Source organism: Alloyangia pacifica (genome assembly GCF_003111685.1).
GTDB classification, from domain to species: Bacteria; Pseudomonadota; Alphaproteobacteria; order Rhodobacterales; family Rhodobacteraceae; genus Salipiger; species Salipiger pacificus_A.
This window is the reverse complement of sequence record NZ_CP022189.1, coordinates 1,199,137-1,213,549: the sequence shown is the minus strand read 5'-3', so window position 1 is coordinate 1,213,549 and position 14,413 is coordinate 1,199,137. Positions and strand designations below refer to the sequence as shown.

The window sequence follows — 14,413 nt, the reverse complement described above, 5'->3', positions numbered from 1 at the left end:
ACGGGAGACCTGCCATGAAGTCCCTGCTCGCCGCCCTGGCCCTTGTCACCGCAACCGCCGCCGTGCCCGGCCCGCTCGCCGCGCAGCTCAAGGGCTGCGCGCCGGACCCGAACGGGATCACCCGCTGCCCCGGCCCTTCGACCTTTTCGACCGATCATCTGGGGATCACCCGCGAGCGTCGAAGCGCACCCCAGACCACTGACAGGAACGGCATCGTGCGTGACACAACCGATGGCGGCAGCTTCATCGCGCCGGGCGACCCGACGGCGGACCGCGGCGGCGCGCTCAGCGCGACGCGCCCGCCCGACACGACGCGGCGGGCGCAGCGCAATTGCGTGACGGACGAGGATGGCGTGGTGCGCTGCGATTAAGGCGCCGGGCTGCGTCAGTCGGCGGGCGTTGCCGCGCCCTCTTGCGCCTCTGCAGCCGGAGCGGCGGCCTGACCGGGCTCGGGCGCTTCGCCATTTGTCGCGTAGACCAGCCACCAGACCAGCAGCAGCGCCACGACGACCAGCGCGCCCCAGATCGCCATCAGGGGCCAGCGGTGTTCGTTCTTCTGCGTCTTCGTGTTGGTATCGGGTGCGGACATTTCTTTCCTCCCTTGCGCGGCATTGCTCACGAGAGGCATGCCGGAGCCTCTGCTCCCGCCTTCCTCGACGCCATGCCGCGCGCCACTGGCATTTCACCGGCGCAGCGGTTGCCGCGCGTCTCTCATGAGCATAACGTCCCGCTGGCGCGCCGGTTCCGGCAGGCGCCAGCCCTCCACTTCAGGCAAGGAGACGCCCATGAAGGACGCAAGCCCACAGACCATCTACCTCAAGGATTACACCCCCTTCGGCTGGACCGCCGAAGAGGTGCATCTGACCTTCGTGCTTGCGCCCTCGGCGACCCGCGTGCGCTCGCGCATCCGCTTTGCACCCAACCCCGACGCGCCGAAGCAGGATTTCTTCCTGCACGGTGAGCAGATCAAGCCGATCTCCTTCGCCATCGACGGCGCCCCGGTCACCCCCGAGGTCACCGACACCGGCCTCACCTGCGCCGTGCCCGAGGGTGCCTTTACCTGGGAATCCGAGGTCGAGATCGCGCCGGTCGAGAACTTTGCGCTGGAAGGTCTCTACATGTCGAACGGCATGTATTGCACGCAATGCGAGGCAGAGGGCTTTCGCAAGATCACCTACTACCCCGACCGTCCCGACGTGATGTCGGTCTTCACCGTGCGCATCGAGGGCGACGAAAGGGTCAAATTGTCGAACGGCAATCCGCAGGGTTCCGGCGAGGGGTGGGCCGAGTGGCACGATCCGTGGCCGAAGCCCGCGTATCTTTTCGCGCTCGTGGCCGGCGATCTGGTCAACCATCCCGGCAGCTTCACCACCCTGTCGGGCCGCGAGGTCGAGCTGAACCTCTGGGTGCGCCCTGGCGACGAGGGCAAATGCGCCTTCGGCATGGAGGCGCTGAAGAAGTCGATGAAGTGGGATGAGGAGGTCTATGGCCGCGAGTACGACCTCGACATCTTCAACATCGTCGCCGTCGACGATTTCAACATGGGCGCGATGGAGAACAAGGGGCTGAACATCTTCAACTCCTCCGCCGTGCTCGCCTCGCCCGAGACCGCCACCGATGCCAATTTCGAGCGCATCGAGGCGATCATCGCGCATGAGTATTTCCACAACTGGACCGGCAACCGCATCACCTGCCGCGACTGGTTCCAGCTGTGCCTGAAAGAGGGGCTGACGGTGTTCCGCGACGCGCAGTTCACCTCCGACATGCGCGGCGAGGAGGTCAAGCGCATCTCGGACGTGATCGACCTGCGCGGCCGCCAGTTCCCCGAGGACCAGGGGCCGCTCTCGCACCCGGTGCGCCCCGAGAGCTTCCAGGAGATCAACAACTTCTACACCGCCACCGTCTACGAGAAGGGTGCCGAGGTGATCGGCATGCTCAAGACGCTGGTCGGGGACGAGGCTTACGCCAAGGCGCTCGACCTTTACTTCGAACGCCACGACGGCGATGCCGCCACCATCGAGGACTGGCTGAAGGTCTTCGAGGATGCCACCGGACGCGACCTGACCCAGTTCAAGCGCTGGTACTCGCAGGCGGGCACCCCGCATGTGGCGGTCTCCGAGGCCTTCGCGGACGGCACTTACACGCTGACCCTCAAGCAGCACACGCCCCCCACCCCCGGCCAGCCCGACAAGGCGCCGCAGGTGATCCCGGTGGCTGTCGGCCTGCTCTCGCCCAACGGCGACGAGGTGCAGCCGACCACCGTGCTTGAGCTGACAGAGGCGGAGCAGAGCTTCACCTTCGACGGCCTCAGCGCCAAACCCGTGCCCTCGATCCTGCGCGGCTTCTCGGCCCCGGTGGTGCTGGACCGAGAGACGAGCCGCGAGGAACGCGCCTTCCTGCTCGCCCATGACACCGACAGCTTCAACCGCTGGGAAGCCAACCGCGATCTGGCGCGCGAGTGCCTCGTGGCGATGATCACCGAGGGCGCCGAGCCCGACACCGCCTGGCTCGACGGGCTCGAAGCGGTGATCCGCGACAGCGCGCTCGATCCGGCCTATCGCGCGCTGATGCTGGGCACGCCGACGCAATCCGAACTGGCGCAGGTGCTGCACCAGCGCGGCGTGACGCCGGACCCCGACGCGATCTGGACCGCCACCGAAGTGCTCAAGAAGACCCGCGCCGAGCGCTGGTCGCAGCTGCTGCCGCAGCTCGCCGAGGAAGCCAAGGTCACCGAGCCGTACCAGCCCGATGCCGAGCAATCCGGCAAGCGCGCCCTTGGCGGCGCGGTGCTGGCGCTGACCTCGCGTCTCGATGGCGGCGACGCGGCCAAGGCGCAGTTCGAGAGCGCCGACAACATGACCCTGCAGCTCTCGGCGCTGGCCTTCCTCGTGCAGGCGGGTGCGGGCGAGGACGCGCTCGCGAAGTTCCGCGCCCAGTGGAATGGCGACCGGCTGGTGATGGACAAGTGGTTCGCCCTGCAGGTCGCCGCCTCTGGCCCCTCCGAGACCGCAGACCGCGCCAAGGCTCTGACCGAGGATCCGGACTTCGACTGGAAGAACCCCAACCGCTTCCGCGCGGTGATGGGCGGTCTGGCGATGAACCACGCCGGCTTCCACCGCATAGACGGCGCCGGCTACCGGCTGCTCGCCGACTGGCTCATCAGGCTGGACGAGAAGAACCCGCAGACCACCGCGCGCATGTGCTCGGCTTTCCAGACTTGGAAGCGCTATGATGAGACCCGCCGCGGCATGATGCAGGCCGAACTCGAGAAGATCGCCGCCAAGCCCGGTCTCTCGCGCGACGTGACCGAGATGGTCACCCGGCTGCTGTCATGAGCCGGCTGCTGCTGGTCACCGGCGGCAGCGCCGGCATCGGGGCGGCAACCTGCCGCCTCGCCCCCGCCCGTGGTTGGGAGCGCGTCGTGGTCCACTTTGGCCGTGACCGGGACGGCGCCGAAGCGGTAGCCGAGGAGGTCCGCGCCGAGGGCGCCGAGGCGCATGTCATCGGCGCGGATGTCTCCGATCCCGCGCAGGTGGCCGAGCTTTTTGCCGAGCTGACCGCGCTGGCGCCGGGGCCGCTCGACCTGGTCAACAACGCCGGGATCGTCGCGCCCACGGCATCGCTCGCCGATCTGACCCCCGAGCGGGTCCGGCGGGTGTTCGAGGTCAACGTCTTTGGCGCCATCGAGGTCGCCCGGCAGGCGGTGGCCTACATGCGCGCCCACGCGGGCGGCGGCGTGGTCAACGTCTCGTCGGTAGCGGCCCGGCTGGGATCGGCGCGGCAATACATGGATTACGCCGCCTCCAAGGGTGCGATCGACACCTTCACGCTGGGTCTCGCCGACGAGCTGGCCTCCGAGGGCATAAGGGTGAACGCGGTGCGTCCCGGGCTGATCGAAACCGCTATCCATGCCAAGGGCGGCGAGCCCGACCGGCTCGCCCGCATCGGCCACACCCCGCCGCTGGGCCGCGCTGGCTCTGCCGAGGAGGTCGCCGAGAGCATCCTGTGGCTGCTGTCGGGGCGCGCGGGATATGTTACGCGCAGCATCCTCGACGTCGGCGGTGGGCGTTGAGGCCCCTAACCCTCTGGAATCGATAACGGGCGGAACCAACCTTGGTCCCGCCCGTTCATACATTGAAACGATCTTCAGCAGATCAGCCGTCGCTCTCCAGCAGTTGCCCCTTGGTGGAGATGAAGGTGTTGGCATAGCTCGCATCGAGCGCGCGCGAGCGGGCCAGCGGGCGAGTGGCCGCGCCGAGCTCGTTCGAGGCCATGATGCCGGGCAGAAGGCTCGCCGGACGCCCGACCGGGCGCAGCGAGCGGCCCATGCCAGTGCAATAGCCCTGCGCGCGGGTCCAGGCGATCATGTCCTCGCGCTTCTTGCGCGAGTGGAACGGCCCCCAGTCGGCGGCCACGCCCCGCATGTTGGCGCTGACCACGCCATCGCGGGCGACGGTGCGCGCCATGATGCGCAGACCGCAGGAGAGATTGGCCCGCGGGTCCTTGAGACCATCCACCGTGGTTGCCTGGCAGCCGTAGAGCCGCGCGGTCGAGGGCAGGATCTGCATGAGGCCGATCCACTTGCCGCCGCCGCCCACGGCGGTGGGCCTGAAGGTGCTCTCGTGCTTGACCAGCGCCGAGACGAGGCCCAGCCAGAAGGCCTCGCGCTGCTCGCGCGATCCACTCTCGTAGGCCGGGCACCATGTGTCGATGTCCGCCGGCACCACGTCTGGGAGTGCGTTGGCATGGCCACGCAGCGACGAGAGTACCGCGAGCGACCAGGTGCTGCGCCCTCCCGTGGTGCCCCAACGGGCCTTGGGGATGGACATGCGCCGGGCCAGCGGGCGGGGCGAGGCGGACACTGCCAGCAGCGACTCCGGGGTCCCCGACATCGCGTCGCGCGAGACCAGGGGCATCGTTGGGGCCGCAACCGCGAAGGCGGCCTGCGTGACGGGTGCAGGGCCGGTATTCGCTTGGGCCATCGGCGCTATCATGAGCGCCGCAAGGGCAGGAATGAAACGGTTCAGCATGGCGGGGAACTTGCCCACGAAGAACAATCCCGGCAAGCCTGACGCGGTATTATGCGCGGCGGATCGCCGACGGCGCACAGACATGACTGGAATCCTGCCGATTTTCGTTGGATTCTGATCTATAGCGTTTGAACAATTTGCCGCCGATGCGCCCATTGTGCGCCCCGGGCTGATCGTGCCTGCGCCCCGGTTCGGCCCGAATCCCCCTCCAGCCTGCGCCGCATGGCACAGCACGTTCTCCGATTTCGGCCCCGCCTGCCCGCCCTCACCCGGCGCCTTTTGGCGCGGCATACCCCGGGCTACGCTGCCGGGCAAAGGCAGGGCTGCGCACCAAAGGTCGGTGAAAACGGCTATCGGGGCGCCGCAACCCGAGCCGAGACCCGATGCACGCCAGGGTTCGGCCCGCCAAGCGTGAAGATCCCCGTCCGCGAGACCACCGAGGCAGAGGAGGCCCGCGCCGAGATCACCCACCGCGGGTTGCGCCTTGCCCGCCAGGAACGCTGGAGGGCGCTCGAGGAGGCGTTGGCCGAGGCGGACCATTCCGCCGCGCTCACGCCCCAGGGCACCCCCGTCGCCCGGTTGCTCTGCGACGGCGCGGTGCAGGACGTTCTCCTTGGCGTCGCCGAGGCGGTGGCCCGCGGCGATGCCGAGGCGGTGGGCCGGGCGCTGCAGGGCCATTCGGAGGCGCTCGGCCCGACACCCGAAGCGCCCCTGCGCGCGCTGCTCGCCGCCTGGCCGCAGATAGGGGCCGCCCGGCTGTGGCGCGCGGGCACCGCGCCGCTCTCGGCGGCGGCGCGCGCGTCATTGGCGCGGCATCACCTAGAGACCGCGCATCTTTTGCTGCGCCCGCATGACCCACGTGCGCTTGGCTCGCCCGCGCTGCAATCGGCCTGCTGCGCCGTGCTAGAGGTGCTGCCGGCCCCTGCGGAGCATGTCGAGCGAAACCACGAGGCGCTGATCGCCATGCAGCCCGCCTGCCCCGATCATCTGCGCGCCTATGGCCGCGATCTGTCCCCGCAGAGGTTCGGCACCTGGCCCGAATTGGACCGGGCCGCGCGGCGCATGGCGATGCGCACCGCAAAGATCTGGGGCAGCGGCGGCTACTGCTGGGTCTGGCTCGACGTGTTGGCGACGCAGCCCGAGGGGCTGGACCATGTCGACGGAGAGCTTTTCACCGCCGGTCTGCACGATCTTCTGCAGCCGCATCCGCCGCAGGCCTGGCCGGATCAGCACATGGCCAACCTGCTCGCCGCCCATTGCGCCGCGCTGGCCCCCGGGCGGGACGGCGGGGCCGCCACCCGCATCTCCGGCTCTCTTAGATGGATCGTCGAGGATCGCCTCTGCGAGCTTCACCCCCTGCTCTGGGCACCGCCTCTGCCGGATGGTCCTGCGCCGGACGAGGCGGCGCAGCGCGAGGCGGGGCATGCCCGCGCGCAGGAGATATTGAAGACGCTTTTCGACCATCAGCTCAGCCGCGGGCGCCAGGTGATTTTCACCGAGCGGGGACTCGCGCTGCAGCCCTCAGGCTGCGCGTCCTGCACCCTTGCCCCCTGTGCCGCTCTGGCGTATCCCCGTCACAACCTGAGAGACGAGGACCCCCCATGCTTGACCTGAGCTTCGAGCCCCCCAAACCCAAGGTCATCGCCGGCGCCAAATACGATTGGGAGCTGGTGATCGGGATGGAAATCCACGCCCAGATTTCCACCGAGGCGAAGCTGTTCTCCGGCGCCTCGACCAAATTCGGCGCCGAGCCCAACTCCAACGTGGCCTTCGTGGACGCGGCCATGCCCGGCATGCTGCCGGTGATCAACGAGTATTGCATCGAGCAGGCCGTGCGCACCGGGCTTGGCCTCAAGGCCGAGATCAACCTGAAGTCCGCCTTCGACCGCAAGAACTACTTCTACCCCGACCTGCCGCAGGGCTACCAGATTTCCCAGCTTTACCATCCGCTTGTCGGCGAGGGTGAGGTGATCGTCGACATGGAGCCCGGCATCGCGCGCAAGGTGCGCATCGAGCGCATCCACGTCGAGCAGGACGCCGGCAAGTCGATCCACGACATGGACCCGTCGATGTCCTTCGTCGACCTCAACCGCACCGGCGTCGCGCTGATGGAGATCGTCTCGCGCCCCGACATCCGCGGCCCCGAGGAAGCGGCGGCCTATGTGGTCAAGCTTCGGCAGATCCTGCGCTATCTCGGCACCTGCGACGGCAACATGCAGAACGGCAACCTGCGGGCGGACGTGAACGTCTCGGTCTGCCGTCCCGGCCAGTACGAGAAGTACCAGGAGACGCAGGACTTCAGCCACCTCGGAACGCGCTGCGAGATCAAGAACATGAACTCCATGCGCTTCATCCAGCAGGCCATCGACTACGAGGCGCGGCGCCAGATCGCCATCCTCGAGAACGGCGGCTCGGTGGATCAGGAGACACGTCTTTACGATCCGGACAAGGGCGAGACCCGCTCGATGCGCTCCAAGGAAGAGGCGCACGATTACCGCTACTTCCCCGATCCCGATCTGCTGCCGCTCGAGATCGAGCAGGCCTGGGTGGATGACATCGCCGCCTCGCTGCCGGAGCTGCCCGACGAGAAGAAGGCGCGCTTCGTCAAGGAGTTCGGCCTGTCGGAATACGATGCCGGCGTGCTAACCGCGGAAGTGGTCAACTCGGCCTATTTCGAAGAGGTGCTGAAAGGCTGCGACGACGGCAAGCTGGCCGCCAACTGGGTGATCAACGAGCTTTTCGGCCGCCTCAAGAAGGAAGGCCATGACATCACCGAGAGCCCGGTCTCGCCAGCGCAGCTCGCGGGGATCGTCTCGCTCATCAAGAAGGGCGACATCTCGGGCAAGATCGGCAAGGACGTCTTCGAGATCGTCTACACCGAGGGTGGCGACCCGGCGAAGATCGTCGAAGAAAAGGGCCTCAAGCAGGTCACCGACACCGGCGCCATCGAGGCCGCCGTCGACGAGGTGATCGCGGCCAACCCGGCGCAGGTCGAGAAGGCCAAGCAGAACCCCAAGCTGGCGGGCTGGTTCGTCGGCCAGGTGATGAAGAGCACCGGCGGCAAGGCCAACCCCAAAGCGGTCAACGACATCGTCGCGGCCAAGCTCGGACTCTGAGGGCTAGGCTGCGTGGAATTGGAAAGGCCGCCCGGTTGGGCGGCCTTTTTTTGAAATTCCTAGAAGCACCCACCGGCCCGGAATCAAGGCGAAGCCGCCGGGCGAGCGCCTGCCCGTCCCGGCGGGCTGGCGCTTTGCCATCATAGTACTGCGCTCGTAGGTATTCCGGATTTCGCTGGGATAAAGCGCAGACCACGATTGTGGCAGCGCCACCCCACGGGCAGGCGCGCACCCGGCTACCGCCTCACTTCCTCTACTACCCCCGCGCCGCGAGCAGCGCGCGCAACTGGCTCGGGAAGAGCTGCAGGATCAGCGTCTCCGACATCGCCTCGCCCTCGTAGGAGACATAGGTCCGCAGGTCGATCGGCTCATCGTCCTCTGCCGCGATGGCCGAGAAATCGAGATCGAACATCGCCCGCCAGTTCTTGGTGCTGACCACCGGGTAGGCGACCTCGCCCGAGATTTCCCCGCGCGAGGCGGTGACCACCGGGAGCGCGCCGGAGCTGCGGTCCAGCGCCTCCATGCCCAGCCCGTCGAAGTCGCAGACGATCTTGACGGTGTCCGCCGGGCGCGGCTGCCCGGGGATGCCCCCCCTGCCCATGCGCACGGCGATGAAGCGCGCCGCCTGCGGCGGCACCGGGCAATCCTCGAGCCAGGTGAGCTGGTAGTTCAGGCTGTAGGAGCTGCCCGCCGCCGCCGGCTCGGCCGGTGTCCAGAAGGCGACGATATTGTCGTGGATCTCGTCATCCGTCGGCAGCTCGACAAGCGTCACGGCGCCCTCTCCCCAGCCCTCCTGCGGCTTGATCCAGGCCGAGGCACGGCGCTCGTAGAACACGCCGTCATCCTCGTATTCGCCGAAGTTGCGCTCGCGCTGCATCAGCCCGAAACCGGCCGGATCGGTGGCGCCAAAGGCGTTGGCCATCGCCCGTGGCGGGTTGTTGAGCGGGCGCCAGATGCGCTCGCCGCTGCCGGTATGGATCTCGAGCCCGTCGCTGTCATGCACCTCGGGGCGCCAGTCGGCGGCGACATGGCGGTTGTGCTTGCCGAACCAGAACATCGAGGTGAGCGGCGCGATCCCCAGCCGTTCGACGTCGCCGCGCAGGAAGATCTCGGCCGAGACGTCCTGGATCACCCCGTTGTCGCGCCGCGAAGCGATGCGGTAGGCGCCGGTGGCGCGCGGGCTCTCCAGCAGCGCGTAGGTGGTCATCTCGCCGCCCTCGCCCTGCTCGAGCCAGAAACGGGTGAAGCGCGGGAATTCCTCGGGGCCGTCGGGGATCGCCGTGTCCATGGCGAGCCCGCGCACCGACAGGCCGAACTGACCCGAATACCCCGCCGTGCGCCAGTAAGACGCGCCGAGGAAGGCCATCCAGTCGAGCCTCGTCTGCGGATCCTGCACGGCAAAACCGGCGAAGCCCTCGGTCTTCTCCAGCCGGTTGGCCGGGTTGCCCTGCGGGATCTCGAAGAGATCGCGCGAAAAGGGCACCTCGCGCGCGGTGCCTTCCTCGAGCGCGTAGACATGTACCGGCTCGGGGAAGTAGCGGCCCGGGAAGAAGAAGCGCACCGGCTGCGCCGTGCCCTGGTCGGCCCAGAGCGCGCGATCTTCGCGGAAGCTGATCGCGCCGTGGGCGTCATAGTCGATCTGCTGCAGGATCTCGGCGTCGGGCACCGCCATCGGGGTGAACGCCTCCTTGGCGAGACTCGCCGCCAGCTCGCGGAGCGTGTCGAAGGAAAAGGGCTTGGGCGGGCCAAGCGGGATACCCGAGGCGATGGCGCCGCTCTGTGCACGGGCAAACTCGGGCAGCAGGCTGAAGGCGCCGCTGGCAAGAGCGGAGGCAAGGAAAGCGCGGCGGTCGAGCAGGTCAGCGGACATGCGGGTCTCCGAGAAACTGTCATTCCTGAGCAAATTTGGCACTTTTCCGCGTCGCAGCAATTGCATTTTCCCGGGATGGGCGAGGCTTTGCCGATTTGACGCCGTTACGTCAAATGGACGTCACTCGCGGGCCCTGCGGCTCACGCCAGCGCGCGGGCCTCGAGACCGCGGGCGATCTCCTCGGCAAGCTGCGCCACCCTCGCCCGCGAGTCAGTGCGCTGCGCATAGGCGCGCAGGCCAAAGATATCGACCTGCAGCCGGCTGGCGAGCTGCTGCGGGTCGGCTTCCGGCGCGATCTCGCCGCGCTCCTGCGCCTCGCGGAAGGCGCGGGCAAACATCGCCTCCATGCCCCGCATCAGCGTCTCGGTCTGGACCCGCAGCGTGGCATCGTCGTCGGGTGTCTCGAGCAGGGTCTTGACCAGCATGCAGGCGCGCGACGGACCGGAGTCACCAGCGCAGCCAAGGCGCCGGACGTGGTTTGCGAGCCCCTGAAGGCGGCTCGGCGCAGCCGCGAGGGTCTCGAGGAACTGCGTGCGCGACAGCTCGGCATAAAGCGCCAAGGTCTCGGAAAACAGAGCTTCTTTCGAGCCGAAAGCCGCGTAGATCGAGCCCGGCCGCATGTCGAGCGCCACCTCGAGATCCTTGAGCGAGGTGGCGTGGTAGCCCTTGGCCCAAAAGAGCTCGAGCGCCTTGCCCAGCACGTCTTGCCTGTCGTGTCGTGCCTGTCTGGCCATGCGCGTATCCGTCTCCCGTTCCCGTCTCACCCGGCCGTTCGTCGCGGCCGGATCTCGCCGGGCTGGACCAAGCAATGAGATATAACTTGAGCAAGCACTCAAGTAAAGCTACCCCTCCATATGCAAATTGAGCAATCGCTCAAGAATCAGAGGGAGAGATCCAGATGACCGAGTTCACCCGCCACACGCTCGACACCGCCCCCGAGGCAAGCCGCCCGCTGCTGGAGCAGTCGCAGAAAGCCTTCGGCCGCCTGCCCGGCCTGCACGCGGTGATGGCCGAGGCGCCGGCACTGCTCGACGGCTACAAGCAGCTGCACCGGCTGTTTGCCGAGGAAACCAGCTTCGACAAGGACGAGATCACCGTGGTCTGGCAGACGATCAACGTCGAGCACGCATGCCACTATTGCGTGCCAGCACACACCGGCATCGCCAAGATGATGCAGGTGGATGACGCCATCACAAACGCGCTGCGCGACGAGACCCCGCTGCCCAACGCCCGGCTCGAGGCGCTGCGCGACTTCACCCTGCAGGTGGTGCGCCAGCGCGGCGCGCTGGACGAGCCGCAGGTGCAGGCCTTCCTCGACGCGGGCTACACGCAGCGGCAAATCCTCGAGGTGATCCTCGCTGTCGCACAGAAGGTCATGTCGAATTACACAAACCACCTTGCGAACACCCCGGTCGACCAGGTGATGCAGAAGTTCGCCTGGGAGAAAAAGGGCGCCACGGCAGCCTGAGGGCGTAGCGGGCCGGGGTCAGAGGCGCCCCGGCCCGCCTGCCAGCCGCTCGAGCTGCCCGGCCTCGATCGCGCTCAGCCGGGCCGCCGCGGCGTCCGCGCAGCCCGTCCGGGCAAGCGCCCCGCGCCAGGCGCGCAGGGCCGAGCGCGGCGACCAGGGCAGTGCTGCCTGCGCCAGCCAGGCACGCAGGTCGGGCGGCAGCCGGTCGTAGGCAGACATGACATCCCCTTCGCGGCGACGGGTCGGCGCGGCCCCAAGGTTGCGCTGTCCGCCCGCGCTCATGCCGCCCGCGCCTCGCGCCACAGCGGGAAGGGATCGGCCAGCCCTTCCCAGCGGAGGGGCTCAAAGCTCTTCTCGGGCACCAGCGCCGCATCGAGCGCCTCCGTGATCTTCTCCCGGTCCACCCCAGCGCCGATGAACACCAGCTCCTGCCGCCGGTCGCCGTAGGGCTCTTGCCAGTGCTGGCCCAGATAGTCGCGGAAGGCGGCATGTTCGGGCATCCGCTCCGCCGGGACACTGGCCCACCAGCGCCCCATCGGGCGCACCGAGCTGAGCGCGCCAGCGAGCGAGAATTCCGCCAGCCAGTCGGGCCGCGTGGCGATCCAGAAATGCCCCTTGGCCCGGATCACCCCCGGCAGCGGCCCGTTCAGCACCGCGTGGATCTTCTCGGGCACGAAGGGCCGCCGCGCCCTGTAGACGAAGGAGGACACGCCGTATTCCTCGGTCTCGGGCACGTGGTCGGCGAACCCGTAGAGTTCCTTGGCCCAGAGCGGGTGCGCGTGTGCCGTCTCGAAATCGAAACGCCCGGTGCCCATGATGCGGCTGGGGTCAACGCGGCCATAGTCGGCCTCGACGATCTCGGCATCGGGGTTGAGCGCGGTGATGATGAGCCGCGCCGCAGCCCGCGCATCCTCGCCCGCAGTCGCGACCTTGTTGAGCACCACCACGTCGGCGAACTCGATCTGATCGACCAGCAGATCGACCAGCCTGCGCTCATCCGTCTCGCCGAGGCTCTCGCCGCGGTCGGCAAGGAAGTCGTGGCTGGAATAATCGCGCAGCAGATTGGCGGCATCGACCACCGTCACCATCGTGTCGAGCCGGGCGATGTCCGACAGGCTTTCGCCCGCCTCGTCGCGGAACTCGAAGGTGGCGGCGACAGGCAGCGGCTCGGAAATCCCGGTGCTTTCGATCAAGAGGTAATCGAAGCGCTTCTCGGCGGCGAGCCGGCGGACCTCGGTCAGCAAGTCGTCCCGCAGGGTGCAGCAGATGCAGCCATTGGTCATCTCGACCAGCGTCTCTTCGGTCTGCGACAGATCCGCCCCGCCCTCGCGCACGAGATCGGCGTCGATGTTCACCTCGGACATGTCGTTGACGATGACCGCGACGCGGCGGCCCTCGCGGTTGTTCAGCACCTGGTTCAGCAGCGTCGTCTTGCCCGCCCCCAGAAAGCCCGAGAGCACGGTGACGGGAAGGCGCGGATCGACGGCAGGGGTGGACATGGGCGGGCGCTCCTGATTCGTTACGTTATAACGTTTCAAATACCTCACCCCCGGCGCCGCTTGCAACCCTGCCCCCGGCTTGCCAATCGGCGGCGCCCTGCCTAAGGCGTTAAAGACGCAACGTTAAGGACCGACCATGGCACGACCCTCCGGACGACCCGGGCCCGACCTGCAGAACGTGACGACCGGGGCCATGGTGGCGATCGTCGGGGTGTTCAGCTCGTTCCCGATCGTGCTGCAGGGGCTGACGGCAGTGGGCGCGAGTCCCGAACAGGCCGGGGCCGGGCTGGCGGCGGCGGCGATCTCGATGGCGATCGCGGGCATCGTGCTGGCCTGGTGGCGCCGCGAGCCCGTCTCCTGCGCCTGGTCGACCCCTGCCGTGGCGCTGCTCGCCGTCTCGCAGCCGCTCGCGGACGGTTTCGCCGGGGCGGTGGCGGCCTTCATCGTGGCGGGCGGGCTGATCACGTTGGCCGGGCTCTGGCCGGCGCTGGCGCGGCTGGTGACCTCGGTGCCGACGGCGCTGGCGCAGGCGATGCTCGCTGGCGTGCTGGCAGGGCTCTGCATGGCGCCTTTCCGCGGGCTTGCCGAAGCGCCCGAGGTGGCGCTGCCGATCCTGTTGAGCTGGTTCGTCGTCGGGCGGGTGAAGCGCATCCTCGCAGTGCCTGCCGCGGTATTGGCGGCGTTTGGGGTGACGCTCTGGGCGCATGACTTCTCGTTGCCGATGACCGGAGGCTGGATGAGCCACCCGGTGTGGGTCGCCCCTGTCTTCTCGCTCGAGGCCGTCTTGAGCCTCGGGGTCCCGCTCTTCGTCGTCACCATGGCCACGCAGAACATCCCTGCCGTCGCGGTGCTGCGCAGCTTCGGCTACACGCCGCCCCCGGGCCCCCTGCTGGCGGGGGTCGGCGGGATCTCGCTGCTGACCGCACCCTTCGGCAACCCGGCGACCTGCCTCGCGGCGATCACTGCCAGCATGTGCGCCAATGCCGACAGCCATCCCGATCCCTCCCGGCGCTATTGGTCGGCGGTGATGGCCGGGGTTTTCTACAGCCTTTTCGGGTTCTTCGCCGTGGCGGTGACCGCCGTCGCCGCGCTTGCCCCGCCAATGACGCTACAGGTGCTCGCGGGCGTGGCGCTGTTGCCGGTCTTTGCGAGTTCGGCAAGCGGCGCGCTGCAGGCCGAGCAGAGCCGCGAGGGCGCCGCGGTGACCTTCCTCGTAACCGCCTCGGGCATCACCCTCTGGGGGCTGGGCGCGGCGGTCTGGGGGCTGGTGCTGGGCGGTATCGTGCTTGCGGTGCGGCATCGGAAAAGCTGAACATTCGCTGCGGGTTATCGCCTCGGTTGCAAAATGCGCGCCGCCCCTTTCAATGCCGCGAAAAGTGCTTAGCTCGAGTCGCTGTCGGGGCACCGTGAGGCCGCGATCCCGCCCCCAG

General features: G+C 68.2%; 13 protein-coding genes. 7 read left to right on the top strand and 6 right to left on the bottom strand.

What is annotated here, in order from left to right; all coding sequences use genetic code 11:
- Positions 1–14 precede the first annotated feature (14 nt).
- A complete protein-coding gene (locus CEW88_RS05840; RefSeq protein WP_108965111.1) occupies positions 15–371 on the top strand; it encodes a hypothetical protein in 357 nt (118 codons plus the stop codon).
- Between the two features lie 14 nt (positions 372–385).
- Here the strand turns inward: CEW88_RS05840 and CEW88_RS05835 are convergent, their stop codons facing one another.
- Positions 386–589, bottom strand: a complete 204-nt coding sequence (locus tag CEW88_RS05835; RefSeq protein WP_108965110.1) for a hypothetical protein — start codon at positions 587–589, stop codon at positions 386–388.
- Positions 590–785: 196 nt separating this feature from the next.
- Here CEW88_RS05835 and pepN point away from each other — a divergent pair, with 196 nt between their 5' ends.
- Positions 786–3,335 (top strand): aminopeptidase N, encoded by a 2,550-nt coding sequence (pepN, locus tag CEW88_RS05830; RefSeq protein ID WP_108965109.1) that lies wholly within the window; start codon positions 786–788, stop codon positions 3,333–3,335.
- Complete coding sequence (locus CEW88_RS05825; RefSeq protein WP_108965108.1) at positions 3,332–4,072, top strand: SDR family oxidoreductase; 741 nt, start codon at positions 3,332–3,334, stop codon at positions 4,070–4,072. The genes pepN and CEW88_RS05825 overlap by 4 nt, the downstream gene beginning before the upstream one ends.
- An 82-nt stretch (positions 4,073–4,154) precedes the next feature.
- Here CEW88_RS05825 and CEW88_RS05820 read toward each other — a convergent pair whose 3' ends face one another.
- Complete coding sequence (locus CEW88_RS05820) at positions 4,155–5,048, bottom strand: transglycosylase SLT domain-containing protein (RefSeq protein WP_254694450.1); 894 nt, start codon at positions 5,046–5,048, stop codon at positions 4,155–4,157.
- Positions 5,049–5,441: 393 nt separating this feature from the next.
- Between CEW88_RS05820 and CEW88_RS05815 the strand changes: the two genes are divergently transcribed.
- The gene (locus CEW88_RS05815) at positions 5,442–6,644 is read left to right on the top strand and encodes a hypothetical protein (RefSeq protein WP_108965107.1); all 1,203 of its coding nucleotides are present in this window, start codon (positions 5,442–5,444) and stop codon (positions 6,642–6,644) included.
- Positions 6,632–8,146 (top strand): Asp-tRNA(Asn)/Glu-tRNA(Gln) amidotransferase subunit GatB, encoded by a 1,515-nt coding sequence (gene gatB, locus CEW88_RS05810; protein WP_108965106.1) that lies wholly within the window; start codon positions 6,632–6,634, stop codon positions 8,144–8,146. The genes CEW88_RS05815 and gatB overlap by 13 nt, the downstream gene beginning before the upstream one ends.
- A gap of 256 nt (positions 8,147–8,402) precedes the next feature.
- On the opposite strand, the gene CEW88_RS05805 is transcribed toward gatB, so the two are convergent.
- Positions 8,403–10,016, bottom strand: a complete 1,614-nt coding sequence (locus CEW88_RS05805; RefSeq protein WP_108965105.1) for a glucan biosynthesis protein — start codon at positions 10,014–10,016, stop codon at positions 8,403–8,405.
- 140 nt (positions 10,017–10,156) lie between these two features.
- Entirely contained in the window at positions 10,157–10,750 is a 594-nt protein-coding gene (locus tag CEW88_RS05800; protein WP_108965104.1) for a TetR/AcrR family transcriptional regulator, read from the bottom strand.
- Positions 10,751–10,914: 164 nt separating this feature from the next.
- Here CEW88_RS05800 and CEW88_RS05795 point away from each other — a divergent pair, with 164 nt between their 5' ends.
- Complete coding sequence (locus CEW88_RS05795; protein ID WP_108965103.1) at positions 10,915–11,484, top strand: carboxymuconolactone decarboxylase family protein; 570 nt, start codon at positions 10,915–10,917, stop codon at positions 11,482–11,484.
- 18 nt (positions 11,485–11,502) lie between these two features.
- On the opposite strand, the gene CEW88_RS05790 is transcribed toward CEW88_RS05795, so the two are convergent.
- A complete protein-coding gene (locus CEW88_RS05790; protein WP_108965102.1) occupies positions 11,503–11,766 on the bottom strand; it encodes a DUF6525 family protein in 264 nt (87 codons plus the stop codon).
- On the bottom strand, positions 11,763–12,983 hold the full coding sequence (locus CEW88_RS05785) for a GTP-binding protein (RefSeq protein ID WP_108965101.1): 1,221 nt from the start codon (positions 12,981–12,983) through the stop codon (positions 11,763–11,765). Before CEW88_RS05785 ends, CEW88_RS05790 begins: the two co-directional genes overlap by 4 nt.
- Before the next feature lie 136 nt (positions 12,984–13,119).
- Here CEW88_RS05785 and CEW88_RS05780 point away from each other — a divergent pair, with 136 nt between their 5' ends.
- Positions 13,120–14,295: a benzoate/H(+) symporter BenE family transporter gene (locus tag CEW88_RS05780; RefSeq protein ID WP_108965100.1), complete on the top strand. Its 1,176-nt coding sequence runs from the start codon at positions 13,120–13,122 to the stop codon at positions 14,293–14,295.
- The last annotated feature ends 118 nt before the right edge of the window (positions 14,296–14,413 follow it).

Bases quoted from the DNA above. Each gene is read 5' to 3' on its own strand.
- CEW88_RS05840 (WP_108965111.1), top strand. From the start codon at position 15: ATGAAGTCCCTGCTCGCCGCCCTGGCCCTTGTCACCGCAACCGCCGCC.
- CEW88_RS05835 (WP_108965110.1), bottom strand. From the start codon at position 589: ATGTCCGCACCCGATACCAACACGAAGACGCAGAAGAACGAACACCGC.
- pepN (WP_108965109.1), top strand. From the start codon at position 786: ATGAAGGACGCAAGCCCACAGACCATCTACCTCAAGGATTACACCCCC.
- CEW88_RS05825 (WP_108965108.1), top strand. From the start codon at position 3,332: ATGAGCCGGCTGCTGCTGGTCACCGGCGGCAGCGCCGGCATCGGGGCG.
- gatB (WP_108965106.1), top strand. From the start codon at position 6,632: ATGCTTGACCTGAGCTTCGAGCCCCCCAAACCCAAGGTCATCGCCGGC.
- CEW88_RS05805 (WP_108965105.1), bottom strand. From the start codon at position 10,016: ATGTCCGCTGACCTGCTCGACCGCCGCGCTTTCCTTGCCTCCGCTCTT.
- CEW88_RS05800 (WP_108965104.1), bottom strand. From the start codon at position 10,750: ATGGCCAGACAGGCACGACACGACAGGCAAGACGTGCTGGGCAAGGCG.
- CEW88_RS05795 (WP_108965103.1), top strand. From the start codon at position 10,915: ATGACCGAGTTCACCCGCCACACGCTCGACACCGCCCCCGAGGCAAGC.
- CEW88_RS05790 (WP_108965102.1), bottom strand. From the start codon at position 11,766: ATGAGCGCGGGCGGACAGCGCAACCTTGGGGCCGCGCCGACCCGTCGC.
- CEW88_RS05785 (WP_108965101.1), bottom strand. From the start codon at position 12,983: ATGTCCACCCCTGCCGTCGATCCGCGCCTTCCCGTCACCGTGCTCTCG.
- CEW88_RS05780 (WP_108965100.1), top strand. From the start codon at position 13,120: ATGGCACGACCCTCCGGACGACCCGGGCCCGACCTGCAGAACGTGACG.